Raw genomic sequence first — 24,510 nt, forward strand, 5'->3', positions numbered from 1 at the left:
TCGAGGCCGTCAGCCGTTCACGGGTTCGGGGACCTGGTCGGGCAGCGCGGCCTCGTCGGCGCAGCCGAGCTCCTCGGCCAGGCCGCGGGCGACGTCGTTGAGGACGGTCATGCGGTCCTCGGGTTCGGAGCCGGGGGCCGACGGGCCCCCGGGCGAGTACATCCTCGCCCTGACGTAGGGCGAAGCACCCTCGGGCCCCTTGGTCGAGCAGGCGAAATACAGGTTCGCCCCGCCGTCGCCGTTGACCTCGGCGTAGGAGCCGAGAGGGAAGACGAGCCGGTCTCCGTCGGCTTTCCGCGTTTCCTCTTCCGGGACGGGGTGGTTCTCCGTGGGCTCGAACTCGATCTTGAGCAACGGGATCCCGCTGTCATCGCCGGCCTTGTAGACCCTGCAGATGTTGCGTTCCTTCACATCTCCGTAGAGCCTTTTCGCGGCCAGTTCCAGAGAGAACTCGTTGGCGTCTCCCTGCTGGTTGGTGCCGGTGAGTTCGGTGAAACGCTCGGCCGACGCCAGGCGCTCGAGGGACTTCGACGAAGACGAGGTCAGTGTGCTGTCGCACACCTGTGATGCCGAGAACGTCGTTTCCTTGCCGCTCTCGTCGTCGGTGCAGGCGGTGGCCACGAGAAGTATCAGGCCCCCGTAGAGCATCCAGTGCGGTCTGTTGCGCATGGCACGCTGCCTAAGGGAGATTCGGAGTGGGCGGGCGTCAGTCCTTGTAGGCAGGGCGCCCTCGGTAGTCGTTCTGCTGGGACCCGGTGCCGAAATAGCTGTTCTCGATGTGCTGCGGCCAGTCCCGGAGATTCGTGTCCTCCTTGACGTCGGGGTCCGCCCCGATATAGGTCGCGTAGGCATCGGCCTGCTGTTCGATGCCCCGCGAGTAGAACTCCTGGCTCGTGAGCTGCGCTTGTTCCGTCGGGTCCTTCTGGGCCCCGTCGATCCCCTTGTCGATCTCGTGCCCGATGAAGGTGTTGACCGCGTTGCCGATCGTGTCCGCGGCCAGCGGTGCGACCACGAGCGCCGCCGCCGTCGAACCGGGCACGGGGATGGCGGCGATACCGCCCCCCACCACGACTCCGGCACCCAGCTTGACCCAGTCACCGGAGCGGCCCAGCGACTTGTTCTGCTCCTCGGCCTCGCCCTTGTACGTCACTTCCGCCTGCTGTACGCGGGAGTGGTCGAGGATGCCGCGCACCTCGCCACCGGTCGTCAAGGCGTCATGCGCCTTGTTCATGTTCGCCTCGCTGGTGGGCGGGTGGGCATCGAGCATGCTCAGGGTGTACAGGTGCTGTGCCGCTGAGACGACTCCGTGCGACGTTTCGTTCTGGCCGATCACACTGAGGAAGTTGATGGCTCCCTGTTCGCCGAAGTCGGCACGCCCCTGATACTTCGGCGCGAAGAGCTCCTCGTCCTTCGCCCGGTCCCCGACGCCCGACACGCTGTAGTCGATGTCGTCGATGTACGCCGCCCCCATCTTGCCGAGACTGTCGGCCAGTTGGGATTGCTCATGGAGCATCTTCGGCCCGTCCTCGCTCCCGTACAGGAACGCGACCTGTTCCATGACCCCCGCCGTCTCCGCGGTGCGCAGATCGCGGTTGCCGGGGATCAACGGATCCTTGGCGGTCATCGGGTCGCCGTCGTAGACGTATCCGGTGGTGGCGGCCTCCAGCGCGTGGCCGAGGGAGTCGTGGCCCGCGATGACCTTGTTGTCACCGCCCATGATGAGGGCGTCGGACAGCCAGATGCGTTCCTTCGTCAGGTACTTGAGGTTCTCGTTCACCTCCGATTCCTTGTCGACCCCCGCTCCGGCGCCTTCCGGCTGGGCGAAGAACTGCGTCGCGGCACCGGGGTTGTGGCCGAGGGCCTCCAGGAAGCCGGTCATCGGGTCGCGGCCCCGGTCGTCCTTGCTGTAGAAGTTCAGGTCGCCGTTGTTCCAGTTGTTGATCCATGGACTCATGTGCTCGACGTTGCGTTCCTTGTCGAACGCCACGAGCTTCTCGCCGTAGTCGTTGAGGAACTGGTCGTCGTAGTCGCCGAACCGCATGAGATTGCTCATGACGGCGAATCCACGGGGATTGTTCGCGTGGTCGGTGCCGAGTTCCTCCGGGCCCAGCTTGACCATCTTCTGCTCCCAGGACCGCATGGCCGCGCTGTCGGAGAGTGTGGCGGTGCCCAGCGCGACACCCAGATTCTTCTGGAGAAGCTTGGCCTGTTCCAGCCGCTTCGGGTCGGCCCCATAGCCCTGGTACGGGTCGGCGACTCCGGCGTAGAACTTCAGCAGGCCGTCGGGCGTCGTGGAGGTGGTGAGCTTCTCCGCGAACAAGGGGTCCTTGCCGTACTTGGCGAGTGTGGCGTTGACCGTGTTCAGTTCCGTCATCGTGAGGTCGGTCGGGTCCTTCTTGAGGATCTTGGCGAGTGCCGCTGCCTCGGCGACGGCCTTCGCCGCGGAGTCCCGGTCCGTGTAGTCGGCGCCGGAGAACCCGTGCTCGGCCTGGTTCACGATGAGCCGCAGCGCCTCGGACGCGGTGGTGTCGCTGCGCGTGGCCTTCTGCAGGATTGCCTGGACCCGGTCCCGCAGGCCGTCCACGTCGTTCTGGCTGTGCTCGGGGAGCGTGGTGCCCTGGGCGGCGCGGTCCGGGTGGATGTTCATCGTGACGGTGAACGACCCGTCGCCCGTGTCCCTCACCGTCAGGTTCTTCTTCCCGCTCTGCGAGATCACCTCGTTGAGCTCGTCGCGGAAGGCGACCAGCTCGTCCCGGGTGTCTCCGAGGATGCGGGCGACCGTGCGGGCCTGGGTGTGGGCGTCGGCGAACTCACCCGCGGTCTTGTCCACGAAGGACCGGGTGACGGTGGCGTTCTCCCCGGCCCACCGGGCCTTTGCCGCCTTGCCGCCCAGGTGGTCCTTGGCATCGCTCTTGAGGGTCGCCAACTTCTTGACCATCTGCTCCCAGTCGGTGATCGCCTCACCGAGCTGCGAGAAGTTGCCGAAGCGGAGGGCGTCGAGGTCCATCAGGCGCCCTTCCTCTCGTTGAAGCCCGCGTCGAGCGTGGCGATGCTGCTGACGGTTCCCGCGATGTGGACCTCGTCGCCCGCGTGGGCGCCCTTGGTGAAGTCGAGGTGGTTGGAGATGTGCGCGGTGGCGTCCAACAACGACCTGGACTGGTCGATCCAGCGCGATGCCACGTGGTCCAGCGCGCCGCCGAGTGCGAACCCCTGGGTCTTCAGCCCTCCGGCCGCCTTCTGAGAAGCGGCGCGGGCGTGCTCGCTCACCCGGCCGAAGTTCTGATGCAGCTCGAAAGCCGCGTCTCCGATCGCGGCCAGGTCTGTCTGGTTGACCGCGAGGTCCCCTTGCCGACTGCCGCCCCCGCCACTCGGTTCCGGCGGTAACTGGTTCAGCCGCATCCGTTGGTCGGCCGCGTCGGCCTTCAGCTGCTCCCACTCGTCCCACGCCATGGATCTGAACGCCTCCCGCGAGCCCGGCCGCCCGTTGCCGGCGGCTGTGTGTCAGGAAAGCTACCCATCAGGCGCGTCGCGCGGCCGCCCGTTCCGTTGTTCGTCACACATTCCGAACAGACGGTGCTTCCGGCATGCGGTGACCAAGGGAGAGGCACAAGGAATCGTGTACCAATACTTTACGCAGTGTTAACGCCTGTTCACCCCTGAGTGTGCCCTGTTGTGCACCAGTCGTGACACGTGAACGCGCGTAGATGTTCGCTTTCCGGACGCCGCCCCGCTGACCGGCCTTTATGTGTGAGCCGTTCCGGGGCTCCGTGTCCGGAGACCGGATTCTGGACGAGGACTTCCGCTGAGCGGACTGGATCGCTACTGTCCCCGCCATATGAACGCCCCGTGGCAACGCCGCCGCGGAGCGCAGCCGGTGCCTTGCCAGGCCGGCGGCCTCTCCGTGCGTCGCCGCTGGGACCGGCGTCGCAACCCCGCCGGAGCAGGACCGTCGTCGCTCACCCCGAAGAGGAGAGGGCGTCGTGACAGCGGAGACCTCCCAGACGCTCGACCGAGGACTGCGCGTCCTCAAACTGCTCGCCGACACCGATCACGGCCTGACCGTCACGGAGTTGTCCAACAAGATCGGTGTCAACCGGACCGTCGTCTACCGATTGCTCGCCACCCTGGAGCAGCACGCCCTGGTCCGCCGTGACCTGGGCGGCCGCGCCCGGGTCGGCCTGGGTGTGCTGCGGCTCGGCCGCCAGGTGCATCCGCTCGTCCGGGAAGCCGCGCTGCCCGCGCTGCGCTCCCTGGCCGAGGACATAGGGGCCACCGCCCATCTCACGCTCGTCGACGGCAGCGACGCCCTCGCGGTCGCCGTCGTCGAGCCCACCTGGACCGACTACCACGTCGCCTACCGGGCCGGCTTCCGGCATCCGCTGGACCGCGGTGCGGCGGGCCGAGCCATCCTGTCCGCCCGGCAGACGACGGAGGCCGGGCACCCCGGGTACACCCTCACCCATGGCGAACTCGAGGCCGGGGCCAGCGGGGCGGCCGCGCCCCTGGTCGGGGTCTCGGGCGTGGAGGGCAGCGTCGGTGTCGTCATGCTCGCCGACGCCGTACCGGAACGGGTCGGGCCCCGCGTGCTCGACGCCGCCCGGGAGGTGGCCGACGCGCTGCGGTAGCCCGTACCGGCCGAGGAGTGCTCGGGTCCGCCCCCGCGGAGACGGCGGGGGCGGCGTACGCCTGGCGCGTTCCGGCCGGAGGGCGGCGGTTAGATTGGGTGCGTGCTCACTCGTCTCACGCGCCCCCGCGTCCTCGCCCTCTGCGCGCTGCCCGTCCTCGCCCTCTTCGGTACGGCGGCCCTCGCACCGCTGCCGTTCACCCTGGCCCGGCCCGGACTGACCGCGGACGTGCTCGGCGAGGACGACGGGCGGCCCGTGATCACCATCACCGGCGCGGAGACCCGGCCCACCGACGGGCAACTGAGGATGACGACGATCCTCGCCACCGGGCCGAAGACGGACGTCGGTATCGGCGAGGTGATCGACGGCTGGTTCCGGACCGACCGGGCGGTCATGCCGCGCGACTCCGTCTACCCCACCGGCGGCTCCGAGAAGGAGATCGAGAAGCACAACCTCGACGACATGAGGCAGTCGCAGAACGTCGCCGTCGACGCCGCCCTGAACTACCTGGACCGCGAGCCCGGTTCGATGCGCGTCGAGGTGGACCTCGGCGACGTCGGCGGCCCGAGCGCCGGCCTCTTCCTCTCCCTCGGCATCATCGACAAGCTCGACGGCAACGGCTCCGGCGGCGACCTCACCGGCGGCCGCACCATCGCCGGTACGGGGACGATCGACGCGGACGGCGAGGTCGGCGCGGTCGGCGGCGTGTCGATGAAGGCCCAGGGCGCCCACCGTGACGGGGCGAGCGTCTTCCTCGTGCCGAAGGCCGAGTGCGCTCAGGCGGAGGCCGAGGCGCCCGACGGGCTGCGGATCGTGCCCGTCTCCACGCTGAAGGACGCGGTCGGCTCGCTCAGGGCCCTGGAGTCGGGCGGGAAGGTGCCGAGCTGCTGACTTGCGCCGACGGCACCGACTGTTCGACGGGTGGCGCCGGCTGTACGGGCTCCGTCACCGGCCCGTCGTCCAGCGTCCGCCAGGACGGGAACACCAGCGGGCTCAGCGTGGCCAGGAAGTAGACCCCGCCCATCAGCAGCAGCGCCCCCGTCGCGCCCGTGCCCTCCACCAGCAGCCCGGCCGCCAGCCCGCCCAGCGGCATCGCGAACTCGCTGCCCGCCGTCAGCGCCCCCGACACCCGGCTGCGCAGCCGGTCCGGTACCCGCTCGTAGACCACCGTCGTCAGGATCGGGTTCAGCACGCCGCCCGCGATCCCGCCGAGCAGCATCGTCACCGCGAGCGGCAGCGTCGTCCCGGTCACCGCGGCGACCAGGAACCTCGGCGCGCCGCACAGGATGACGCACACCGTGAACACCGTCCGCCGTGAGAACCGGTGCCCCACCGCCCCGTACAGCAGGGCCCCCGCGAGACCGCCCGCCCCGAACATCGCGGTGAGCAGCCCGATGGCGGTCGCGCCGCCCAGCTCGGCCTCGGCGTGCACGGGGAGCAGCACGGCGTACCAGCCCTGGTCGGTGCCGTTCATGAACATCACCATGACCACGATCGCCAGCAGCAGCCGGTTGCCCAGCAAGTGGGCGTATCCCTCGCGGAGTTCGGAGCCGTAGGCGCGCAGCGATACCAGGGCCTCGGCCTTGCGCGGCTCGGCCGCGCGCACTCCCCGTACCCCTGCGGCGATCAGCAGGGCGGACAGCCCGAACGTCGCCGCGTCCAGCAGCAGGACCGTCTCCGCGCCGACGAAGGCGATGAGGACCCCGGCCAGTGCCGCGCCGACCATCCGGGCCCCGCGCGAGACCGCGTCGAAGAGGCTGGCGGCCCGGGGGAGCGTGGTGCCGGCGTGCTCGGCCAGGTCCGGGATCAGTACGTAGCGCGCGGTGTTGCCCGGGGTGTGGGCGAACCCGTTGACCGCCATCAGCGCGCACAGCATCCAGAAGTCGAGGGCGCCGGCGAAGTGCAGCAGCGGGATCGTCGCGATGGCCGACGCGCACACCGCGTCGGAGGCGATGGCGACCCGGCGGCGGCCGATCCGGTCGATGACCGGTCCGCCGATCAGGGCGGCGACGACGATCGGCAGGGTGGCGCAGAAGGCGACGAGCCCGGCCCGGCCCGCGCTGCCGGTGGTCTCCAGGACGAACCAGGGGACGCCGATCAATGTCAGTGAAGTGCCGGCGGTGGAAATGGAGTTGGCCGCGAGCGTGGCGGCGAGCGGGGTGCGGTTCCTGCGATGCCCCATGGTGCTGTCTCCCCCGAGTCGATGGTTACGCCGGATGGAAGGCGGCGGCGCGAGGCGCGGTCGCTTCCCGGCTCTGGGTCGTCAGGCGCAGACCCACCTCGACCAGGGTCCAGCCGATCCGGGTGCGCAGGCTGGTGCGGGGGAGGCGGAACACCGTTGCCGCGTGGTGGAGTTCGGCGGCTCGGGCGGTGTGCAGGAGGTGGTGGATGTCGGCGTGCATAAGGCGGTTCCCTTCGGGGGGTGGGCTGTTGGCGGCGTGGCGCTCATTCGGAGGGGCGCGGGAAGGTGTGCAGGTGGGTCCGGACGACGGCCGAGCCCTCGGTGTCGTCGGGGACGACGCCCCGGTAGCCCTCCACGAGCTCCTGGACCTTCCGGGACAGCTCCAGTGCCAGCTCCGGGGTGAGGCGGATCGCGAAGTCGCTCATGTCCCAGCTGCGCTGCCACTCCTCCGGCCAGTCGTCCATCGTTCCCAGCCAGGTGTTCAGCTCCTGGGCGTGGTTCGTGGCCGTCTCGTGGAGGAGGAAGCCGATGGCCCCGCGCACCTCCGGGTCGGCGTGCTTCCGGAACTCGGCGCTCTCGACGGTCGAGCCGTCGTGGGCCGCCCGCCACCAGCGTTCGCGGCCCTTGCCCAGCTCCGGGGCGTCCTCGACCATGCCGGACTCGGCCAACTGGCGCAGGTGATAGCTGGTCGCGCCGCTCGACTCGCCCAGCCGCTCGCCGAGCTTGGAGGCGGTGGCGGGGCCGGACTCGCGCAGCGCTTTCAGCAGCCGCATCCGGAGGGGGTGCGCGATGGCCCGCAAGGTGCGGGCGTCGACGTTGTGGATCTTCCGGTCGGTGCCGTCGTACCGGTAGGGGCGGACGTCCTCGTTCTCTGCCATGGTTCGAAAGTAGAGATGCAAAGAGAGCTTTGCAAGCTTTTTTTGCAAGGAATCATTTGCAACGACTCTTTGTAACTCACCCCTCCTTGATGAACCCCTCCGCCACCAGCCAGTCCTTCGCCACCTCGTGCGGGTCCTCGCCCTCCACGTCCACCTTGGCGTTCAGCGTCTGCGCGACCTCGGTCGTCAGCTTCTTCGCCAGCGGGTCCAGCAGCTCCGCGATCACCGGGTACTTCTCGAAGGTCGCCTCGTGGATGACCGGGGAGGCGTTGTAGTTGGGGAAGAAGTTCTTGTCGTCCTCCAGGACGTCCAGGTTCATCGCCTTGATCCGGCCGTCGGTGGTGAACACCTCGCCCAGCAGGCAGGAGTCGGATTCGGAGACCTGGGTGTAGATGATCCCGGCGTCCATCTTCCGGATGTTGCCCGCCGGGATGCTCATCCCGTACTTCTTCTCCATGCCGGGCAGCCCGTCGTCGCGGGAGGCGAACTCGTTCTCCACGCAGATCGTCACCGCGCCCGGGTCCTTCTTCGCCAGGGCCGCCACGTCCGAGAGGGTCCTCAGCCGGTACCGAGCGTTGTTCTTCTTGCTGACGGCCAGCGCGTACGTGTTGTCGAGCGGCGCCGGCGGCAGCCAGACCACCCCGTTGCCCCGGTCCTCGTCCCGCACGGCCTCGTACTGCTTCCTCGGGTCGACGATGGGGTCCGCGTGGCCGAGGAAGGTGATCCAGCCGGTGCCGGTGTAGTCCCACTGGGCGTCGGCGTCGCCGTTGATGATGGCCTCGCGCGCGCTGATCGAACCCGGCAGGTTCGTCCGGTCCAGGACCTCCGCCCCGGCCGCCTTGAACACCAGGCCGGTCATCTGGCCCAGGATGATGTTCTCGCTGAAGTTCTTCGACGTCACGGTCAGCGTCGCGCCCTTGAGCGGCTCGCCCCGCCCGACCGACCCCGGCGACACGTCGTCCACCATCGGCGATCCGCTCTTGAGCCCGCAGCCGCCCAGCGCCACCGCCAGGGCCAGGCCACCGATCGCCACGGCCCCGCGCCGGGGAACGTACGCCGTCCTCCTCATCGCTCCTCCAGCCCGCGCGGCGTCAGCGCCAGTTCGGCCAGCGAGGCCAGCCAGTCCACCAGCAGGGCCAGCACCACCGTCAGCACCGAGCCGATGACCAGCACCGGCATCCGCTGCGTCTGGATCCCCGAGGTGATCAGGTCGCCCAGTCCGCCGCCCCCGCCGAACGTCGCCAGCGTCGCCGTGCCGACGTTCAGGACGAGTGCCGTACGCACCCCGGCCAGGATCAGCGGGACCGCGAGCGGCAGCTCCACCTTCATCAGGACGCCCCGGCCGGACATCCCCATCCCGCGCGCCGCCTCGATCATGTTCGGCTCGATCCCCCGCAGGCCCGCCACCGTGTTGGAGAGCACCGGGAGCACCGCGTAGATCACGATGCCGATGATCGCGGTCCGCGGGCCGATGCCCAGCCAGATCACCAGCAGCGCCAGCAGGCCGATCGCGGGCGTCGCCTGCCCGACGTTGGCCAGCGCGGTGAACGCCGGGGCCGCCTTCCGCAACCGCCGCCGGGTCAGGGCGATGCCCAGCGGGATCGCGATGATCAGCACCCAGAACGTGGAGATCGCCGTCAGCCGCACGTGTTGCCACCAGCGCAGCTGCACATTGCCGCCGGTCAGCGAGTTCTCCGCGATCGAGTCCAGGTGGATGTTGGTGATCCAGACGTAGGTGACGACCAGGATGACCACCAGCACCACCGGCAGGACCACCAGCTTCCGCCAGGTGAACCGGCGCTCCGGCGCGGCCGGGGCGGGGGAGGGGGCGCTCTCCTCGTCGTGGAACGCGTGGCCCTTGACGTCGTGTTCGCCCGGCGGCCGGGTGGGGGTGGCCGGGCCCTTGCCGGAGCCGGACGGATGGCTGGGACTCATCGGCCGCCACCACCCCCCTCCAGCTCCTGCTCCGTCCGGTGGACCCGCAGCTCCTCCAGCTCGTGCTGGTGCTCCATCGCCGTCAGCCGGTCGGCCTCCAGCAGCTCCTGCACGTTGTCCATCAGCGTCTTCATGTCGACGACGCCGATGAACTCCCCGCGCCGCCCGGTCACCGCGACCCGGCCCCCGCTGTCGGTGAGGACCGCCTCCAGCGCGTCGTGCAGCGTGGCGTCCCGGGTCACCGTGTCGTGCACCAGCTGCCCGGCCCGCGCCAGCGAACCGCGCGCCCGCATCAGGTCGCCGCGCCGCAGCCACTTGTACGGGCGGTTGCGGCGGTCCAGCATCAGCAGCTCGTTGTGCGGGCCGCTGCGCAGCTTGTTGAAGATCGACTGGAGCGGGTCCTCGACCGTCACCGTCGGGAAGTCCGCGATGCCCACATCCCGTACGCGGGTCAGATTCAGCCGCTTCAGGGCCGCGCCCGCGCCGACGAAGCCGGAGACGAAGTCGTCCGTCGGGTTGGTCAGGATCGCCTCGGGGGTGTCGAACTGCGCGATGTGCGAGCGCTCCCGCAGCACCGCGATCCGGTCGCCGAGCTTGATCGCCTCGTCGAAGTCGTGGGTGACGAACACGATCGTCTTGTGCAGCTCGTGCTGGAGCCGGATCAGCTCGTCCTGGAGGTGGTCGCGGGTGATCGGGTCGACCGCCCCGAACGGCTCGTCCATCAGCAGGACGGGAGGGTCGGCGGCCAGCGCCCGCGCCACCCCCACCCGCTGCTGCTGCCCGCCGGAGAGCTGGCGCGGATAGCGGCCGTGGAACTCGCGCGGGTCCAGCCCCACCAGGTCGAGCATCTCCTCCACCCGGTCCTTCACCCGCGACTTGGACCAGCCGACCATCTTCGGGACCAGGGCGATGTTGTCCGCCACCGTCATGTGCGGGAAGAGGCCGGAGGACTGGATCGCGTACCCGATCTTGCGGCGCAGCTTCACCGGGTCGATGTCGGTGACGTCCTCGTCGTCGATCCGGATCCGGCCCGACGTCGGCTCGATCAGCCGGTTGATCATCTTCAGGGTGGTGGACTTCCCGCAGCCGGACGGCCCGACGAAGACCACCGTCTCACCCGCCCTGATCTCCATCGAGACGTTCTCGACGGCCGGATTCGGGGTGCCCGGGTAGCTCTTGGTGAGGTTCTCCAGCTGGATGGTGGCCCCGGAGGTGGCGGTGGCCCCCTCCTCCGCGACTACGGCGCCGGTCTCGGTCTCAGGCACGGATCCCCCTCGGGATGGTCAGCCGCCCCAGCAGGACGTACGCGGCGTCGAAGAGCAGGGCGAGGACGACGATGCCGAGCGTGCCCGCGAGGACCTGGTTGATCGCGTTGGCGCTGCCCAGCGAGGCGATGCCCCGGAAGATCTCGTTGCCGAGGCCCGGCCCGGAGGCGTACGCGGCGATGGCGGCGATCCCCATCAGCATCTGGGTGGAGACCCGGATCCCGGTCAGGATCGGCGGCCAGGCGAGCGGCAGCTCCACCCGGCACAGCCGGGCCGGCCGCGACATCCCGATGCCCGTCGCCGCGTCGACCAGCGACGGATCGACGCCCCGCAGCCCGACGATGGAGTTCCGGACGATCGGCAGCAGCCCGTACAGCGTCAGGGTGATCACGGTCGGCGCGACACCGAGGCCGACCAGCGGGATCAGCAGACCGATCGCGGCGAGCGAGGGGATGGTGAGGATCGTGGCCGTGGAGGTGATGGCGAGCGAACCGCCCCAGCCGCTCCGGTAGCTCACCACGCCGATGACCACGCCCAGCACGGTGGCGATGACCATGCACTGGAAGACCGCGCTGACATGCTGGAACGCGTCCGTGAGGAGCTGCTGGTGGCGGGTGTTCAGATACTCCCAGAAGCTCACACGGCGCTCCTTCGGATCGGGTGGCCTCCCGAGCGCTTCGCTCAGTCGGTGTCCTCGGCCGCCTGTTCCACCAGCGGGATGATCCGCAGCGGAACCGGGTTCTCCATGACGATCGCCGTGGAGGCCCGGACAATGCCATCAAATCCGACAACCCGGTCGATCACCCGCTGGAGATCCGCGTTGGAACGGGCGACCAGGCGGCAGAACATGTCGCCGTGCCCGGTGGTGGTGTGCAGCTCCAGCACTTCCGGCACCCCGCCCAAGTGGGCGCGTACGTCGGCCCCTTGGCCCTGCTTGATCTCCAGCGTGGCGAACGCGGTGACCGGGTAGCCGAGCGCCGCCGGATCCACGTCGGGACCGAATCCCCGGATGACGCCGTTCGACTGAAGACGGTCCAGCCGCGCCTGCACGGTCCCGCGCGCCACCCCGAGCCGCCGGGATGCTTCGAGGACGCCGATCCGCGGTTCGCGCGCCAGGAGCACGATGAGCCGCCCGTCCAGATGATCGATCGCCATGAGCCTGCCTCTGATGGTCACCCTGTACAGATAGTCCGGCCATCATGGCGATTGACTGGGCACATTGACCAGCAGATGCGCGAACTATTGCGCACCTTGCGATGTGGGGAGAGCCTTCGAGCATGACTGAGACTCTGCACACCAGCCCCGAAACCGCCCGGCGGGCCGACCCCTTCCCGGTCAAGGGAATGGACGCGGTCGTCTTCGCCGTGGGCAACGCCAAGCAGGCCGCGCACTACTACTCGACCGCCTTCGGCATGAAGCTGGTCGCCTACTCCGGACCGGAGAACGGCACCCGCGAGACCGCGAGTTACGTCCTGACCAACGGCGCCGCCCGCTTCGTGTTCACCTCGGTGATCAAACCGTCCACCGAGTGGGGCACCTTCCTCGCCGACCACGTCGCCGAGCACGGCGACGGCGTCATCGACCTCGCGATCGAGGTCCCGGACGCCCGTGCCGCGTACGCGTACGCCGTCGAGCACGGCGCCCGCGGCCTCACGGAGCCGCACGAGGTCAAGGACGAGCACGGCACCGTCGTCCTCGCCGCCATCGCCACGTACGGCAAGACCCGACACACCCTGGTGGAGCGCTCCGGCTACGAGGGCCCCTACCTCCCCGGCTTCGCGGCGGCCTCGCCGATGGTCGAGCCGGCCGCCAAGCGCACCTTCCAGGCGATCGACCACTGCGTCGGCAACGTCGAGCTCGGCCGGATGAACGAGTGGGTCGGCTTCTACAACCAGGTCATGGGCTTCACCAACATGAAGGAGTTCGTGGGCGACGACATCGCCACCGAGTACTCCGCCCTGATGTCGAAGGTCGTCGCCGACGGCACGCTCAAGGTCAAGTTCCCGATCAACGAGCCGGCCATCGCGAAGAAGAAGTCGCAGATCGACGAGTACCTGGAGTTCTACGGCGGCGCGGGCGTCCAGCACATCGCGCTCGCCACGAACGACATCGTCGCCTCGGTCCGCGCGATGCGCGCCGCCGGCGTCCAGTTCCTGGACACCCCGGACTCGTACTACGACACCCTCGGCGAGTGGGCCGGCGAGACCCGGGTGCCGGTCGAGACCCTGCGCGAGCTGAAGATCCTCGTCGACCGCGACGAGGACGGGTATCTGCTGCAGATCTTCACCAAGCCGGTCCAGGACCGGCCGACCGTCTTCTTCGAGATGATCGAGCGCCACGGCTCCATGGGCTTCGGCAAGGGCAACTTCAAGGCCCTGTTCGAGGCGATCGAGCGCGAGCAGGAGAAGCGCGGCAACCTCTGAGCCGCACCGTGCGCACATGACGCCGCCGCGGGCCGGGGCAGTACCCCGGACCGCGGCGGCCACGTCGTTCACGGCGTCCTGTCCGGGTCAGGGACTCTTCGACGCCTCGGTCGCCTCGGTCGCCTCGGCCGCCTCGGGCTTCCCGGCCGCCGGGCTGCTCGCCGCGGCCTTCGACGGGGCCGGGGACGGGGACGCGGAAGGGGCCGCCTTCGAGGGGGCCGGAGCCTCGGGCTTCGTCTCCCGCTTCGTCTCCCGCTCCCCTTCCCGCTCTGTCTCCGGTTTCGGTTCCGGGGCGGGCGGCGGGGCCGGCCGCGTGTCGCCCGGCCCGCCCGGCGGCGGCTCGCCCAGCGCGTCCAGCGCCTGACGGGCCAGCGGCGCGGCGAGCGGCGAGAAGGCCGGGTTGGTGCGCACGGCCTGTTCCAGATTCCGGCGCGCCGGACCGTAGTCCTCCAGCTCCCGCTGGATCACGCCCAGGTGGTAGGCGTACGAGGCGTTCCGTACGCCCGTGTCCGCGGCCCGCTGCGCGTACTCAAGGCCCTCCTCCGACTCGCCCGCCCGGTGCAGCGCCCAGCCCAGCGCGTCCGCCACCGCCGCACTGCGGTGCTGCTTGGCCCACTGGCCGCGCAACAGCTCCACCGCCGCGTCCGGGTCCCCGTGGTCGGCCTCGAAACGGGCCAGCACCAGGGACTCGTCGACCCCGGCCTTCTTCGCCCCCGCCACCATCTCCCGCAGCCGGGCGTACTGGGTTCGGGCGTCCCCGTCCAGCCCCAGCGACGCGTACAGCTCGCCCAGCTCCAGGGCGTACTCCGGGCGCGGGAGCTTCGCCAGCGCGCTCTGGTACGCGGCCAGCGCCTCGTCGGTGCGCTCCAGCGCCACCAGGGCCCGGGCCCGGCCCGCGAGCGAGGCGTGGTGACCGGCGTCCGTGCGCAGCGCCGCGTCGAACTGCGCCACCGCCTCCTCCGGTTCGCCCCGCTCCCAGGCCAGCTCGCCGAGCCGGTGCAGCGCCGCGGCCTTCTCGGGGGGCCGCGTCGCCCGGTCCGCCGCCTCCCTGGCGGTGGCCAGCGCGTCCTCGCGCCAGCCCTGGCCCCGATACAGGTCGGCGGTGCGGGCCAGCGCCGGAACGCCCTTGCGCAGCTCGCCGAACTTCTCCGTCGCCGCGGTCGCCGCCTTCTGGTCGCCGAGCCCGGTGTACGCGTCGATGAGGACCGGGTACACGCTCCAGGCCTTCGGCTGCTGCCTTTTCACGGTCTCGCCCCACCGCTTCGCCGCGAGGAAGTCGTGCCGGGCGTTGGCCAGGGCCGCCAGGCCCACCCACGCCTCCTCGTTCCCGCGCTCGCCCGCCCGCGCCTCCAGCGAACGCTTCAGGGTCTCCTCGGCGCGGGCGTAGTACGTCGTGTCCGCCGAACGCCGCGCCCACTCCACGTACGCCGTGCCGAGCGTCGCCAGGGACGGGGCGTCCTCGGGGTGGGACTCCACCCACTTCCGCCGGTCCCCGATCAGCGCGGTGAGGTCCGACAGCGAGGCGGGGGAGCCCGCGGTCGCCGCCGCCTCGGCCCGCTCGACCGGCCCCGGCTCCTTCGGCCCGTCGCCCTCCCCGTCCTCCACCGCCACCAGCGCCCCGGCCAGCAGCACCCCGGCGGCGACCGCCCCGAACGCGGCCCGGCGCAACGTCGTCCGCAGGGTGGGCGGCGGCGGGGGTACGGCGGTGGCGCCTTCGGCGGGCATCACGTAAGGGGCTTGCGGGTCTCGCGGGTCCAGCAGGTCCAGCGGGTCCAGCGGGTCCTGTGGCCCCTGCGGGGGCGGCTCGGGCGGCTGGCGGGACTCCGGACCCTGCTGCGGCATGACATCCATGGCCATCACTGTGCGTCAGTCATACGAGCACACCGCTCCTTCGGATCGTCGCCGCCCACGGGTTCACACCATTGGCCCCGGGTGTCACGCTTGGATCATGAGCGATCTCCTCGAACGGCTGCGCGCGGGACTGCCCCCCGAGGCGCTGATCACCGATCCGGACGTCACCGCGTCCTACGCCCACGACATGGCGAGCTTCTGCGAGGCCGGCACCCCGGCCGTCGTGGTGCTCCCGCGCACGGTCGAGCAGGTCCAGCACGTCATGCGCACCGCCACCGCGCTGCGCGTCCCGGTCGTCCCGCAGGGCGCCCGTACCGGCCTGTCCGGCGCGGCCAACGCCTCGGACGGCTGCATCGTGCTCTCCCTGGTGAAAATGGACCGGATCCTGGAGATCAGCCCGGTCGACCGGATCGCCGTCGTCGAACCGGGCGTCGTCAACGCGGTGCTCTCACGCGCGGTGGACGAACACGGTCTGTACTACCCGCCGGACCCCTCGAGCTGGGAGACGTGCACCATCGGCGGCAACATCGGCACCGCGTCCGGCGGCCTGTGCTGCGTGAAGTACGGGGTCACCGCCGAGTACGTCCTCGGCCTGGACGTCGTCCTCGCCGACGGACGGCTCCTGACCACCGGCCGCCGCACCGCCAAGGGCGTCGCCGGCTACGACCTGACCCGGCTCTTCGTGGGCTCCGAGGGCAGCCTCGGAGTCGTCGTCAAGGCCGTCCTCGCGCTGCGACCGCGGCCGCCCCAGCAGCTCGTCCTCGCCGCCGAGTTCCCCTCGGCAGCCACCGCCTGTGACGCTGTGTGCCGGATCATGGAGCGTGGTCACACCCCGTCACTCCTCGAACTGATGGACCGTACGACCGTGCGTGCCGTCAACGCGATGGCCTCCATGGGCCTGCCCGAGACCACCGAGGCCCTGCTGCTCTGCGCCTTCGACACCCCCGACCCCCTCGCCGACCTCGCCGCCGTCGGGGCCCTGTGCACCGCCGCCGGGGCCACCGAGGTGGTCCCCGCCGATAGTCCAGCCGAGTCCGAACTCCTCCTCCAGGCCCGCCGGATGTCGCTCACCGCGCTGGAGACCGTCAGGCCCGCCACGATGATCGACGACGTCTGCGTACCGCGTTCGCAGCTCGGCGCGATGCTCGCGGGCACGGCGGCCATCGCCGAGGAGTACGACCTCACCATCGGCGTCTGCGCCCACGCGGGCGACGGCAACACCCACCCCGTCGTCTGCTTCGACCACCACGACCCCGACGAGTCCCGCCGGGCCCGCGAGTCCTTCGACGCGATCATGGCACTCGGCCTCGAACTGGGCGGGACGATCACCGGCGAACACGGCGTCGGTGTCCTCAAGAAGGAGTGGCTCGCCCGCGAACTGGGCGAGACCGGCATCGAACTGCAGCGCTCCATCAAGGCGGCCTTCGACCCGCTGGGCCTCCTCAACCCCGGCAAGCTCTTCTGACAGCAACCCCGCGAGCTCTCCTGACAGCAACCCCGCAAGCTCTCCTGACAGCGCCCTCCCGTCCGGCGGCCCTCACGCCTCGCCGTCCTGGGACGGCGCGTCGTCCGACTGCCACGGGTCGCTCAGCCAGAGGTCGTCGGCCGGCAGCGGGGCCAGCAGCTCCGCCAGCGCCTCGTCGATGCCGAGCCGGTCGCTCTCCGAACCCGGCGGCACCACCCGCAGGGTCCGCTCCACCCAGGCGGCCACGGCCGCCGAGTTCATTTCGAGCAGGGCGTCGCCGTCGGGGGAGGTGAGGGCCACACAGATGACGCCGCGGCCCGCGACCTTCGTCGGCCAGATCCGTACGTCCCCGTGCCCACACGGCCGGAACACGCCCTCCACCAGCAGCTCCCGGGCGAACGTCCAGTGCACGGGCGACTCGGAGCCGATGTGGAAGGCGATGTGCACGGCGTACGGGTCGTCCGTGCGATACGTCAGCCGGGCGGGTACCGGAATGGACCGCTCGGGGGACAGGACCAGCTTCAGCTCCAGCTCACGTTCCACGATGCTCATCATGAGAATGCACAACCTTCCGGTGCTCGTGGGCCGGCCCCGTGACCGTCCCGCACAAGGAGAGAGCGTCCTCCCCGCCACCTATTACGCGACTTCTCAAAAAAACTTCGCGCAGTCCCGAAAGTGGTCCCAAACAGGTGGACCGGCCCGAGGGCGGTCGGCGGTCTGATAGATGTGGACCCTTGTATTGAGGCCGTCCGCCCGCCCGGCGGGGACGGCCTGAGGCCTCGAAGAGATACGGGACCCGCTGATGAGCGCGCCAACTCCGGCACCCGGTGACGAAAGCCCCCGCGAGGGCTACTACCCCGACCCCTCCATCCCCGGTTACGTCCGGTACTGGAACGGCGCGTCCTGGGTCCCCGGCACGAGCCGCCCCGCGCCCCGTCAGGCGGGTCCGGCCGCCGCTCCCGCCGCCGGTGGGCAGGGTGCGCCGGTGGAGGAGACCGGGCCGATCTTCTTCGACGAGGAGGACGGCCCCCAGGAGGGCCTCCAGGACGGCCCGGCGGCCCCGGCGGCCGGCTCCGGTGAACCGGCCGCGGACCACGCGGGCTCCGCGTCCGTCTGGCAGGCGGACACCGCACGCCAGAACGGTTTCGGCGGCGAACGGGACCGCCGGGTCGACTGGGGCGGGCCGGCCCAGGAGCCCGCCGGCCACGCCTCGGCGTCGGCCGACCCGAGGGCGCCGCTGGCCCAGGACCCGACCGGCGGCGCGCTGCCGGGGATGCGGGACGGCGGCCGGTCCGCCGAGGAGGCCGGGGCGCGTCCGCCGACCGACGGGACGGTCACGATCCGCGCGGTGGGACCGCGCGCCGCAGGGCCCGACGCCGCACAGTCCAACGCCGTTCAGCCGGCCGCTCAGGCACCGTCGAACGCCGGTACGCAGCAGGGGCCGCAGAACGTGGGCGCGGCACAGAGCGGCCTCGCACCGGCCCCCGCGCCCCGGGCACTGCCGGCGCAGGCACAGCACGCGCAGCAGCCACAGCAGTCACAGCAGCCACTGGCACAGCAGGTGCAGCCACAGCAGGCACCGGTACAGCAGGTGCAGCCGCAGCAGGGGCCGGTACGGCCGGCACCGGTACAGCAGGCACCCCTGCCGGCCCCCGCGCCGGCCGCCCCCGCCCCGGCTCCCGCTCCCGTACCGCAGGAAGTGCGGCAGGGGCCGGTCCAGGCCCCCGCCCCGGTGCCCACGCCGTCCCCCGCCCCCGTGCCCCCGGCGGCCCCGCAGACGCCGCTGACGCCGGGCCCCGGCGGCGGCTCGGCCTCCTGGGCGCAGCAGGTCCACGAACTGGCCCAGCCCGAGCCGCGACAGCAGCAACCGCACCAGCATCAGCAACCGCACCAGCAGCAGCTACCGCACCAGCAGCAGCTACCGCACCAGCAGCAGCTACCGCACCAGCCCCAGCGCCAGGGGCCGGGCGCGGACCAGCCCGTCGTGCCCTGGAAGCCGCCGGTCGACGACCCCTTCCAGCAACTCGCCCGCAACCAGGCCTCGGCCCGGCCCGCGGGGCTCGGCAAGCGGTTCGCCGCCCGGCTGGTCGACAGTCTCGTGCTCGGCGCGGTCGTCGGGGCGGCGGCCGTCCCGCTGGCGACCCGGGCGCTCGACCACATCGACCGGAAGATCACCGCGGCGAAGGAGACGGGGGAGACGGTCACCGTCTGGCTGCTGGACTCCACCACCGGGGCGCTGCTGGGGGCACTGCTCGCCGCGTTCCTCCTCATCGGCTTCCTCCTGGAGGCGCTGCCGACGGCCAAGTGGGGCCGGACGCTGGGCAAGAAGCTCTGCGGTCTCGACGTACGGGACATCGAGTCCCACGACGCGCCGACCCTGGGCGCGGCCCTGCGCCGCTGGCTCGTCTACGGCGTGCTGGGGCTCCTCGTCATCGGCGTGGTCAACGTTCTCTGGTGCCTGATCGACCGGCCCTGGCGCCAGTGCTGGCACGACAAGGCGGCCCGCACCTTCGTCGCCGGCTGAGCGCGCTGGGCGTGCTGGGCGTCCTGGGCGTGCTGAGCGGGCCCGGGGCAACGCGTGCCCGGGCTCCGGGCGAACGCGTGCCCGGCTCCAGGGAAACGCGTGCCCGAGCGCGCGGCGACATGCCCGTTTAGACTCGGATGCCGCTCCGTGTCCCCCGAACGCACCTGAGCCGTTGCGGGGCCCGGTGGAGCGGGATGCACTGCCCCCATGAGCAACGACCAGCCGACGCCCGGCCAGCCGCCCGAGGACGACGATCCGTTCCTCAAGAAGCCGCAGGAGCCCTCGCCGCCGTCCGAGGGTCGGCCGTACGGCAGTGCGCCGCCCCCGCCGCCGCCCCCGCCTCCCCCGAACGATCCGTACGGCGGCGGCGGCTTCGGAGCGCCCGATCCGCTGGCCGGAATGCCGCCGCTCGCCGAGCCGGGGAAGCGGATCCTGGCGCGGCTCATCGACTTCCTCGTCATCTCGATCCCGCTGTATCTGATCTCGCTGCCCTGGGGCGGCGCGGTCGACGTCAACGGGGACGGCGACGACGGGTTCGGCGACGCCGTCGCCAACGGTTACGGCGGGAGCCAGCTGCTGTGGTCGGTCATCGGCCTGGTGGTCTACGTCGCCTACGACACGTACTTCACCCACAAGGACGGCCGCACGCTGGGCAAGCGGCTGCTCAAGCTGCGCGTCGCGATGCTCAACGACGGGCGGGTGCCCGACACCGGGGCCGCGCTGATGCGGGCCGTCGTGCTGTGGGCCCCGGCGCTGCTGTGCTGCCCGTGCCTGTGGTGGCTGATCAACATCGTGCTGATGTTCACCGACAAGCCCTACCGGCAGGGGCTCCAGGACAAGGCGGCCAAGACGGTCGTGGTGGCCGCCCGCTAGCGGACGGCCGCCTTCCGGTCCGTCGTCGCCCGCTCAGCGGCGCAGCGAGTGCTCGTCCGCCGGCGCCGGCGCCGGCGCCGACGAGCGGCCCGCCGTGATCCGCTCCCGGGCCCCGATGCCCTCCAGGGCGTGGTGGGTTCGGGCGGCGGAGCCGGCGGTCGCCGTCCGTCCCGCTGCCTCCGCGGCGCGGTGGCGGGGGAGGGGCAGGCGCACGGCGACCAGAAGGCCGAGGGCGAGCGCGGTCGTCCCGACGGCGGCGACGCCGATGCCGGACTCCGTGCGGAACAGCAGCAGCAGGGCGAGCGTCGTGACGACGACGGTGGCCGAACCGTAGGCGAACTGTGCGGCAGTCGGACGCGGCATGGCGGTTTCCGTCCTCGGGACGTCGGATGGGCGGGCGGCGGTCGGCACGGTCGTGCGCGCCGAACGACCCTACGACGGTGAATGCCCGGGCCGGACCGGTAGTAAGCGTGACCTAACGCACGGTACCGGTGCACAGGGGGCGCACGGAGTCACGCCGCTCACCAACCGGACGGCGGGACGCGCCTGTTGGTGTGGGGCGAACGGCCTGGTCCGGGCCGCGGACGTTCTTTTACCGTTCCCATGCCCTTCCCATACCGTCCGCATACCGGAAGGGCGCTCCGCATAGTGCACTTGGTCTGTTCAAGTCAAGGTCTGTCTTTTCTCTCATAACTCCGATCGAATGTCGTCACTTGTGACGCGTTTACGCGCTCGGCCCGTTTCTCACCCCCCTGGCCGCTGCGCGGACGCCCGGGGAGGACTGCATCAAGTGACCAATCAGAGACGGGCGCTTCGCGCCGCCGCCGTTGTCGTGGCCATGGCCGCGACCGCCGCGACGGCGTCGACCTTCGCCACCGCCCAGGCGCATGACAGCTCATCAGGTTCCGGTGTCTCCACCGTCGACCGCCGTGATCCGGCGCCGGCCAAGGGGCACGTGGAGCACAACCTGGAGGGTCCCTTCAGCGAGCAGCAGGCCGCTCAGCGCGAAGCCGCGCTGGAGCAGGTGCTGTCCGGGGACAAGAAGGTGGCGAACCGGAACGGCTCCAAGGTCGTCAAGCTCGGCGACAAGAAGTACGTGGAGCTCGGCCGGGAGAAGACCGACAAGATCTTCACCATCCTGCTGGAGTTCGGCGACCAGGTCGACGACGCCACGATGTTCGACCCGGACGGCGACGGCCCCAAGCCGCCCGTCAAGAAGTTCGGGGGCGCCCCGGGCCCGGCGCACAACAAGATCGCCAAGCCGGACCCGAAGAAGGACAACAGCACCGCCTGGAAGGCCGACTACAACCGGGCGCACTTCCAGGAGCTCTACTTCGGCGAGGGCAAGGGCGTCCACTCGCTCAAGACCTACTACGAGAAGACCTCCTCGGGTCGCTACTCGGTCGAGGGAGAGGTCTCCGACTGGGTCAAGGTCCCCTACAACGAGGCCCGTTACGGCTCCAACTACTGCGGCCAGACCAACTGTGCCAACGTGTGGGACGCGGTGCGCGACGGCGTGAACGCCTGGGTCGCCGACCAGCAGGCCAAGGGCCGCACCGACGCGGAGATCAAGGCGAACCTCGCCGAGTACGACGAGTGGGACCGCTACGACTTCGACGGTGACGGCAACTTCAACGAGCCCGACGGCTACATCGACCACTTCCAGCTGGTGCACGCCGGCGAGGACGAGTCGGCCGGCGGCGGCGCCGAGGGCACCAACGCCATCTGGGCGCACCGCTGGTACGCGTACGGCACCAACGCCGGTGCGACCGGCCCCGCGGACAACAAGGCCGGTGGCGCGCAGATCGGCGACACGGGCATCTGGGTTGGCGACTACACCGTCCAGCCCGAGAACGGCGGCCTGGGCGTCTTCGCCCACGAGTACGCCCACGACCTCGGTCTCCCGGACCTGTACGACACCTCCGGCGGTGGCGAGAACTCGGTCGGCTTCTGGTCCCTGATGTCGGCGGGCTCCTGGCTCGGCACCGGCACCGGCGAGATCGGCAACCTGCCGGGCGACATGACCTCGTGGGACAAGCTCCAGCTGGGCTGGCTCGACTACGACAAGGCCAAGGCCGGCAAGACCTCGCTGCACAAGCTGGGCGTCTCGGAGTACAACACCAAGAACCCGCAGGCGCTCGTCGTCGAGCTGCCCGAGAAGGCCGTCACCACCACCGTCGTCAAGCCCGCCGAGGGTGCGAAGCAGTGGTGGAGCGACATGGGCGACAACCTGTCGAACACCCTGACCCGTTCGGTCGACCTGACCGGCAAGTCCAAGGCCACGCTGGACCTTTCGGGCTGGTACGACATCGAGGCCGAGTACGACTACCTCTACACCGAGGTGTCGGACAACGGTGGCGCCAACTGGACCGCGCTCGACGGCACCGCCGACGGCAAGGCCCTCCCGCGCGACGCCAGTGACAAGCCGGCCCTGACCGACGTCTCGGGCGCGTACAAGAAGCTGTCCTTCTCCCTGGACGCCTACGCGGGCAAGAAGGTCGACCTCCGCTTCCGCTACCAGACGGACGGCGGCGCGGGCGGCAAGGGCTTCGCGGCCGACGCCATCACCGTCACGGCCGACGGCGCCGCGCTCTTCTCGGACAACGCCGAGGGCGACGACAACGGCTGGACCGCGAAGGGCTTCTCGCGCATCGGCGAGTCCTTCACCCAGAACTACCCGCAGTACTACATCGCGGAGAACCGCCAGTACGTGTCGTACGACGAGACCCTCAAGGTCGGCCCGTACAACTTCGGCTTCTCCGGCACCCGTCCGGACTGGGTCGAGCACTACGCGTACCAGAACGGTCTGCTGGTCTGGCTCTGGGACACCTCCCAGAAGGACAACAACACCTCCGTCCACCCGGGCCAGGGTCTGATCCTGCCGGTCGACGCGCACGCCAAGCCGCTGAAGTGGAAGGACGGCTCGCTCCTGCGCAACAAGATCCAGCCGTTCGACGCGCCGTTCAGCTGGTACCCGAACCAGGGCTTCACGCTCCATAACGCGGACGTCCCGCTGCACATCAAGCCCGCCCTGGGCAACCCGGTCTTCGACGACCGCAAGGGCACCTACTGGCACAAGGAGAACCCCACGGGCAGTGTCAAGGTTTCTGACACGAACACCCGCATCTCCATCGTCCACGAGCCCCGCAACGGCTCGACGATGAGCGTGCTGGTCAGCCACTCGGGCCGCTGATCAAGTAAAGCCGCAGGTCAAACAGTGATCGGCCGTCGCCCCCTAGCGGGCGGCGGCCGATCGTGTTTAGGTGCGTCTTGTTCACATCCTTATTGACACGACGTCTCACGGGGGAGCGCGGAGTATGGCCGGCGGAGGTTTCTGCAGGTTGCCGAACGGCACGGTGGTGGTCGCACTGACCCTGACCAGACCGGCCGACGGAGCGGGCCCCCACGGGGGTACGGGGGCGGGGCCCGGGGCCCCGGTGCGGGTGCTGGTGCACGCGGCGAACCGGGCGCGCGCCCTGACCAGGCTGCGCAACCTGGGGCTGCGGGCGGTCTACCTGCGCGGCAACGACCGGCCGCCCACGCCGGACGAGGTCACGGCGGTGCTGCACCATCCGGACGGGCTGCTGTGGCGGGCCGCCCCGCAGGCGGAGCCGGCCGGCCTGCCGGGCCTCGCGCCCACGTCGCCCCCGCCCTCCGCGTCGCCCCAGTCGTGCCAGGAGCTGTGGCACCCGATCAGGGCCCTGCTGGGCCCCGCCGGATACGCCGGACCGGCCCGCCCGGCCGCGTAGGCGCACGAGGTGTGATGTCCGGGCGCGGTGCGCGAGGCGGTGATACCCGGGCGCGGTGGGGTTACGACGCGACGACCGGTGTGCCGGAGAGCTTCACGCCCGCCGTGCGCATCTCCGCCAGGGCCCGCTCCGTGGTCGCCCCGGACACGCCCGCGGTCAGGTCGAGCAGCACGTGCGTGACGAAGCCCTCGCGGGCCGCGTCCAGCGCGGTGGCCCGTACGCAGTGATCGGTGGCGATGCCGACGACGTCGACCTCGGTGACGTCGCGGTCGCGCAACCACTGGGCGAGTCCGGCCCCGTTCTCGTCGGAGCCCTCGAACCCGCTGTACGCGGCCGCGTACGCCCCCTTCTCGAACACCGTGTCGATCGCGCCGGAGGCGACGGCGGGCGCGAAGTTCGGGTGGAAGCCGACCCCCTCCGTACCGGCGACGCAGTGCACCGGCCAGGAGTGCTCGAAGTCCGGGCTGGGCGAGAAGTGGTCGCCCGGGTCGATGTGGTGGTCGCGGGTGGCCACCACATGGCGGTAGCCGGGCTGGGCGTCGCCGATCAGGTCGGTGATGGCGGCGGCGACGTCGGCACCGCCCGCCACCGCGAGGCTGCCGCCCTCGCAGAAGTCGTTCTGAACGTCCACGACGATCAATGCGCGGTGCATGGCGGGTGTCCTTCGGTGGGGGCGGGCGCGGATGGGGCGGGGACGGGGCGGGAGCTCGTGGGGCCGGAGCGGGGTGGCGCCGAGCGGA

Annotated in this window: 23 protein-coding genes; 8 read left to right on the forward strand and 15 right to left on the reverse strand. The window is 70.8% G+C overall.

The window, feature by feature from the left end; all coding sequences use genetic code 11:
• Positions 1-9: 9 nt before the first annotated feature.
• The 3 genes from AB0F29_RS33105 to AB0F29_RS33115 are packed head-to-tail and all read right to left on the reverse strand — an operon-like array spanning position 10 to position 3,450.
• Positions 10-669, reverse strand: coding sequence for a hypothetical protein (locus tag AB0F29_RS33105; RefSeq protein WP_361880016.1), 660 nt, complete (start codon positions 667-669; stop codon positions 10-12).
• Between the two features lie 37 nt (positions 670-706).
• Positions 707-3,007 (reverse strand): DUF6571 family protein, encoded by a 2,301-nt coding sequence (locus AB0F29_RS33110; protein ID WP_361880019.1) that lies wholly within the window; start codon positions 3,005-3,007, stop codon positions 707-709.
• Positions 3,007-3,450, reverse strand: a complete 444-nt coding sequence (locus AB0F29_RS33115) for a hypothetical protein (RefSeq protein WP_361880022.1) — start codon at positions 3,448-3,450, stop codon at positions 3,007-3,009. Before AB0F29_RS33115 ends, AB0F29_RS33110 begins: the two co-directional genes overlap by 1 nt.
• 530 nt (positions 3,451-3,980) lie before the next feature.
• On the opposite strand from AB0F29_RS33115, the gene AB0F29_RS33120 reads away from it, so the two are divergent.
• Positions 3,981-4,625, forward strand: coding sequence for a helix-turn-helix domain-containing protein (locus AB0F29_RS33120; RefSeq protein WP_361880025.1), 645 nt, complete (start codon positions 3,981-3,983; stop codon positions 4,623-4,625).
• A 102-nt stretch (positions 4,626-4,727) separates the two neighbouring features.
• A complete protein-coding gene (locus AB0F29_RS33125; RefSeq protein ID WP_361880027.1) occupies positions 4,728-5,516 on the forward strand; it encodes a S16 family serine protease in 789 nt (262 codons plus the stop codon).
• Here AB0F29_RS33125 and AB0F29_RS33130 read toward each other — a convergent pair.
• The 8 genes from AB0F29_RS33130 to AB0F29_RS33165 form a co-directional block, all read right to left on the reverse strand.
• Positions 5,476-6,807 (reverse strand): MFS transporter, encoded by a 1,332-nt coding sequence (locus AB0F29_RS33130; RefSeq protein ID WP_361880030.1) that lies wholly within the window; start codon positions 6,805-6,807, stop codon positions 5,476-5,478. The two genes, AB0F29_RS33125 and AB0F29_RS33130, sit on opposite strands and share 41 nt — an antisense overlap.
• A 25-nt stretch (positions 6,808-6,832) precedes the next feature.
• Positions 6,833-7,027: a hypothetical protein gene (locus AB0F29_RS33135; RefSeq protein WP_361880033.1), complete on the reverse strand. Its 195-nt coding sequence runs from the start codon at positions 7,025-7,027 to the stop codon at positions 6,833-6,835.
• A gap of 43 nt (positions 7,028-7,070) precedes the next feature.
• On the reverse strand, positions 7,071-7,685 hold the full coding sequence (locus tag AB0F29_RS33140; RefSeq protein ID WP_361880035.1) for a metalloregulator ArsR/SmtB family transcription factor: 615 nt from the start codon (positions 7,683-7,685) through the stop codon (positions 7,071-7,073).
• Between the two features lie 76 nt (positions 7,686-7,761).
• The gene (locus AB0F29_RS33145) at positions 7,762-8,652 is read right to left on the reverse strand and encodes a glycine betaine ABC transporter substrate-binding protein (RefSeq protein ID WP_361880102.1); all 891 of its coding nucleotides are present in this window, start codon (positions 8,650-8,652) and stop codon (positions 7,762-7,764) included.
• Positions 8,653-8,750: 98 nt separating this feature from the next.
• Complete coding sequence (locus AB0F29_RS33150; protein ID WP_361880038.1) at positions 8,751-9,620, reverse strand: ABC transporter permease; 870 nt, start codon at positions 9,618-9,620, stop codon at positions 8,751-8,753.
• Positions 9,617-10,885: a betaine/proline/choline family ABC transporter ATP-binding protein gene (locus tag AB0F29_RS33155; protein ID WP_361880041.1), complete on the reverse strand. Its 1,269-nt coding sequence runs from the start codon at positions 10,883-10,885 to the stop codon at positions 9,617-9,619. The genes AB0F29_RS33150 and AB0F29_RS33155 overlap by 4 nt, the downstream gene beginning before the upstream one ends.
• Positions 10,878-11,525 (reverse strand): ABC transporter permease, encoded by a 648-nt coding sequence (locus AB0F29_RS33160; RefSeq protein WP_361880044.1) that lies wholly within the window; start codon positions 11,523-11,525, stop codon positions 10,878-10,880. The genes AB0F29_RS33155 and AB0F29_RS33160 overlap by 8 nt, the downstream gene beginning before the upstream one ends.
• 41 nt (positions 11,526-11,566) lie before the next feature.
• Positions 11,567-12,040, reverse strand: coding sequence for an Lrp/AsnC family transcriptional regulator (locus AB0F29_RS33165; protein WP_003968841.1), 474 nt, complete (start codon positions 12,038-12,040; stop codon positions 11,567-11,569).
• Positions 12,041-12,162: 122 nt separating this feature from the next.
• On the opposite strand from AB0F29_RS33165, the gene hppD reads away from it, so the two are divergent.
• On the forward strand, positions 12,163-13,308 hold the full coding sequence (hppD, locus tag AB0F29_RS33170) for a 4-hydroxyphenylpyruvate dioxygenase (RefSeq protein WP_228925546.1): 1,146 nt from the start codon (positions 12,163-12,165) through the stop codon (positions 13,306-13,308).
• An 87-nt stretch (positions 13,309-13,395) separates the two neighbouring features.
• Here hppD and AB0F29_RS33175 read toward each other — a convergent pair whose 3' ends face one another.
• A complete protein-coding gene (locus AB0F29_RS33175) occupies positions 13,396-15,159 on the reverse strand; it encodes a tetratricopeptide repeat protein (protein WP_361880049.1) in 1,764 nt (587 codons plus the stop codon).
• Positions 15,160-15,256: 97 nt separating this feature from the next.
• Here AB0F29_RS33175 and AB0F29_RS33180 point away from each other — a divergent pair, with 97 nt between their 5' ends.
• Positions 15,257-16,624 carry an FAD-linked oxidase C-terminal domain-containing protein gene (locus tag AB0F29_RS33180; protein WP_361880052.1) on the forward strand — a complete coding sequence of 456 codons (1,368 nt, stop codon included), beginning with the start codon at positions 15,257-15,259 and terminating at the stop codon, positions 16,622-16,624.
• A 72-nt stretch (positions 16,625-16,696) separates the two neighbouring features.
• Here AB0F29_RS33180 and AB0F29_RS33185 read toward each other — a convergent pair whose 3' ends face one another.
• Entirely contained in the window at positions 16,697-17,179 is a 483-nt protein-coding gene (locus AB0F29_RS33185; protein ID WP_361880054.1) for an SsgA family sporulation/cell division regulator, read from the reverse strand.
• Positions 17,180-17,426: 247 nt separating this feature from the next.
• Here AB0F29_RS33185 and AB0F29_RS33190 point away from each other — a divergent pair, with 247 nt between their 5' ends.
• Together AB0F29_RS33190 and AB0F29_RS33195 are read left to right on the forward strand one after the other, a co-directional pair.
• Positions 17,427-19,148, forward strand: a complete 1,722-nt coding sequence (locus AB0F29_RS33190) for an RDD family protein (protein ID WP_361880057.1) — start codon at positions 17,427-17,429, stop codon at positions 19,146-19,148.
• A gap of 207 nt (positions 19,149-19,355) precedes the next feature.
• Positions 19,356-20,021, forward strand: a complete 666-nt coding sequence (locus tag AB0F29_RS33195; protein WP_361880060.1) for an RDD family protein — start codon at positions 19,356-19,358, stop codon at positions 20,019-20,021.
• 33 nt (positions 20,022-20,054) lie between these two features.
• On the opposite strand, the gene AB0F29_RS33200 is transcribed toward AB0F29_RS33195, so the two are convergent.
• Positions 20,055-20,384, reverse strand: a complete 330-nt coding sequence (locus AB0F29_RS33200) for a hypothetical protein (protein ID WP_361880063.1) — start codon at positions 20,382-20,384, stop codon at positions 20,055-20,057.
• Between the two features lie 427 nt (positions 20,385-20,811).
• Between AB0F29_RS33200 and AB0F29_RS33205 the strand changes: the two genes are divergently transcribed.
• Together AB0F29_RS33205 and AB0F29_RS33210 are read left to right on the forward strand one after the other, a co-directional pair.
• On the forward strand, positions 20,812-23,214 hold the full coding sequence (locus AB0F29_RS33205; RefSeq protein WP_361880065.1) for an immune inhibitor A domain-containing protein: 2,403 nt from the start codon (positions 20,812-20,814) through the stop codon (positions 23,212-23,214).
• Between the two features lie 124 nt (positions 23,215-23,338).
• Complete coding sequence (locus tag AB0F29_RS33210) at positions 23,339-23,770, forward strand: hypothetical protein (protein WP_361880068.1); 432 nt, start codon at positions 23,339-23,341, stop codon at positions 23,768-23,770.
• Positions 23,771-23,831: 61 nt separating this feature from the next.
• Here the strand turns inward: AB0F29_RS33210 and AB0F29_RS33215 are convergent, their stop codons facing one another.
• The gene (locus AB0F29_RS33215) at positions 23,832-24,422 is read right to left on the reverse strand and encodes an isochorismatase family protein (protein WP_361880071.1); all 591 of its coding nucleotides are present in this window, start codon (positions 24,420-24,422) and stop codon (positions 23,832-23,834) included.
• Between the last annotated feature and the right edge of the window lie 88 nt (positions 24,423-24,510).

The sequence above is a fragment of the Streptomyces sp. NPDC026589 genome, from assembly GCF_040638385.1.
Classification (GTDB): Bacteria; Actinomycetota; Actinomycetes; order Streptomycetales; family Streptomycetaceae; genus Streptomyces.

Coding starts and splice junctions, on each gene's coding strand:
- AB0F29_RS33110 (WP_361880019.1), bottom strand. CDS start 3,007: ATGGACCTCGACGCCCTCCGCTTCGGCAACTTCTCGCAGCTCGGTGAG.
- hppD (WP_228925546.1), top strand. CDS start 12,163: ATGACTGAGACTCTGCACACCAGCCCCGAAACCGCCCGGCGGGCCGAC.
- AB0F29_RS33165 (WP_003968841.1), bottom strand. CDS start 12,040: ATGGCGATCGATCATCTGGACGGGCGGCTCATCGTGCTCCTGGCGCGC.
- AB0F29_RS33190 (WP_361880057.1), top strand. CDS start 17,427: ATGAGCGCGCCAACTCCGGCACCCGGTGACGAAAGCCCCCGCGAGGGC.
- AB0F29_RS33185 (WP_361880054.1), bottom strand. CDS start 17,179: ATGATGAGCATCGTGGAACGTGAGCTGGAGCTGAAGCTGGTCCTGTCC.
- AB0F29_RS33215 (WP_361880071.1), bottom strand. CDS start 24,422: ATGCACCGCGCATTGATCGTCGTGGACGTTCAGAACGACTTCTGCGAG.
- AB0F29_RS33210 (WP_361880068.1), top strand. CDS start 23,339: ATGGCCGGCGGAGGTTTCTGCAGGTTGCCGAACGGCACGGTGGTGGTC.
- AB0F29_RS33150 (WP_361880038.1), bottom strand. CDS start 9,620: ATGAGTCCCAGCCATCCGTCCGGCTCCGGCAAGGGCCCGGCCACCCCC.
- AB0F29_RS33135 (WP_361880033.1), bottom strand. CDS start 7,027: ATGCACGCCGACATCCACCACCTCCTGCACACCGCCCGAGCCGCCGAA.
- AB0F29_RS33115 (WP_361880022.1), bottom strand. CDS start 3,450: ATGGCGTGGGACGAGTGGGAGCAGCTGAAGGCCGACGCGGCCGACCAA.
- AB0F29_RS33180 (WP_361880052.1), top strand. CDS start 15,257: ATGAGCGATCTCCTCGAACGGCTGCGCGCGGGACTGCCCCCCGAGGCG.
- AB0F29_RS33200 (WP_361880063.1), bottom strand. CDS start 20,384: ATGCCGCGTCCGACTGCCGCACAGTTCGCCTACGGTTCGGCCACCGTC.
- AB0F29_RS33145 (WP_361880102.1), bottom strand. CDS start 8,652: ATGGTGGACGACGTGTCGCCGGGGTCGGTCGGGCGGGGCGAGCCGCTC.
- AB0F29_RS33105 (WP_361880016.1), bottom strand. CDS start 669: ATGCGCAACAGACCGCACTGGATGCTCTACGGGGGCCTGATACTTCTC.
- AB0F29_RS33175 (WP_361880049.1), bottom strand. CDS start 15,159: ATGGATGTCATGCCGCAGCAGGGTCCGGAGTCCCGCCAGCCGCCCGAG.
- AB0F29_RS33130 (WP_361880030.1), bottom strand. CDS start 6,807: ATGGGGCATCGCAGGAACCGCACCCCGCTCGCCGCCACGCTCGCGGCC.
- AB0F29_RS33140 (WP_361880035.1), bottom strand. CDS start 7,685: ATGGCAGAGAACGAGGACGTCCGCCCCTACCGGTACGACGGCACCGAC.
- AB0F29_RS33195 (WP_361880060.1), top strand. CDS start 19,356: ATGAGCAACGACCAGCCGACGCCCGGCCAGCCGCCCGAGGACGACGAT.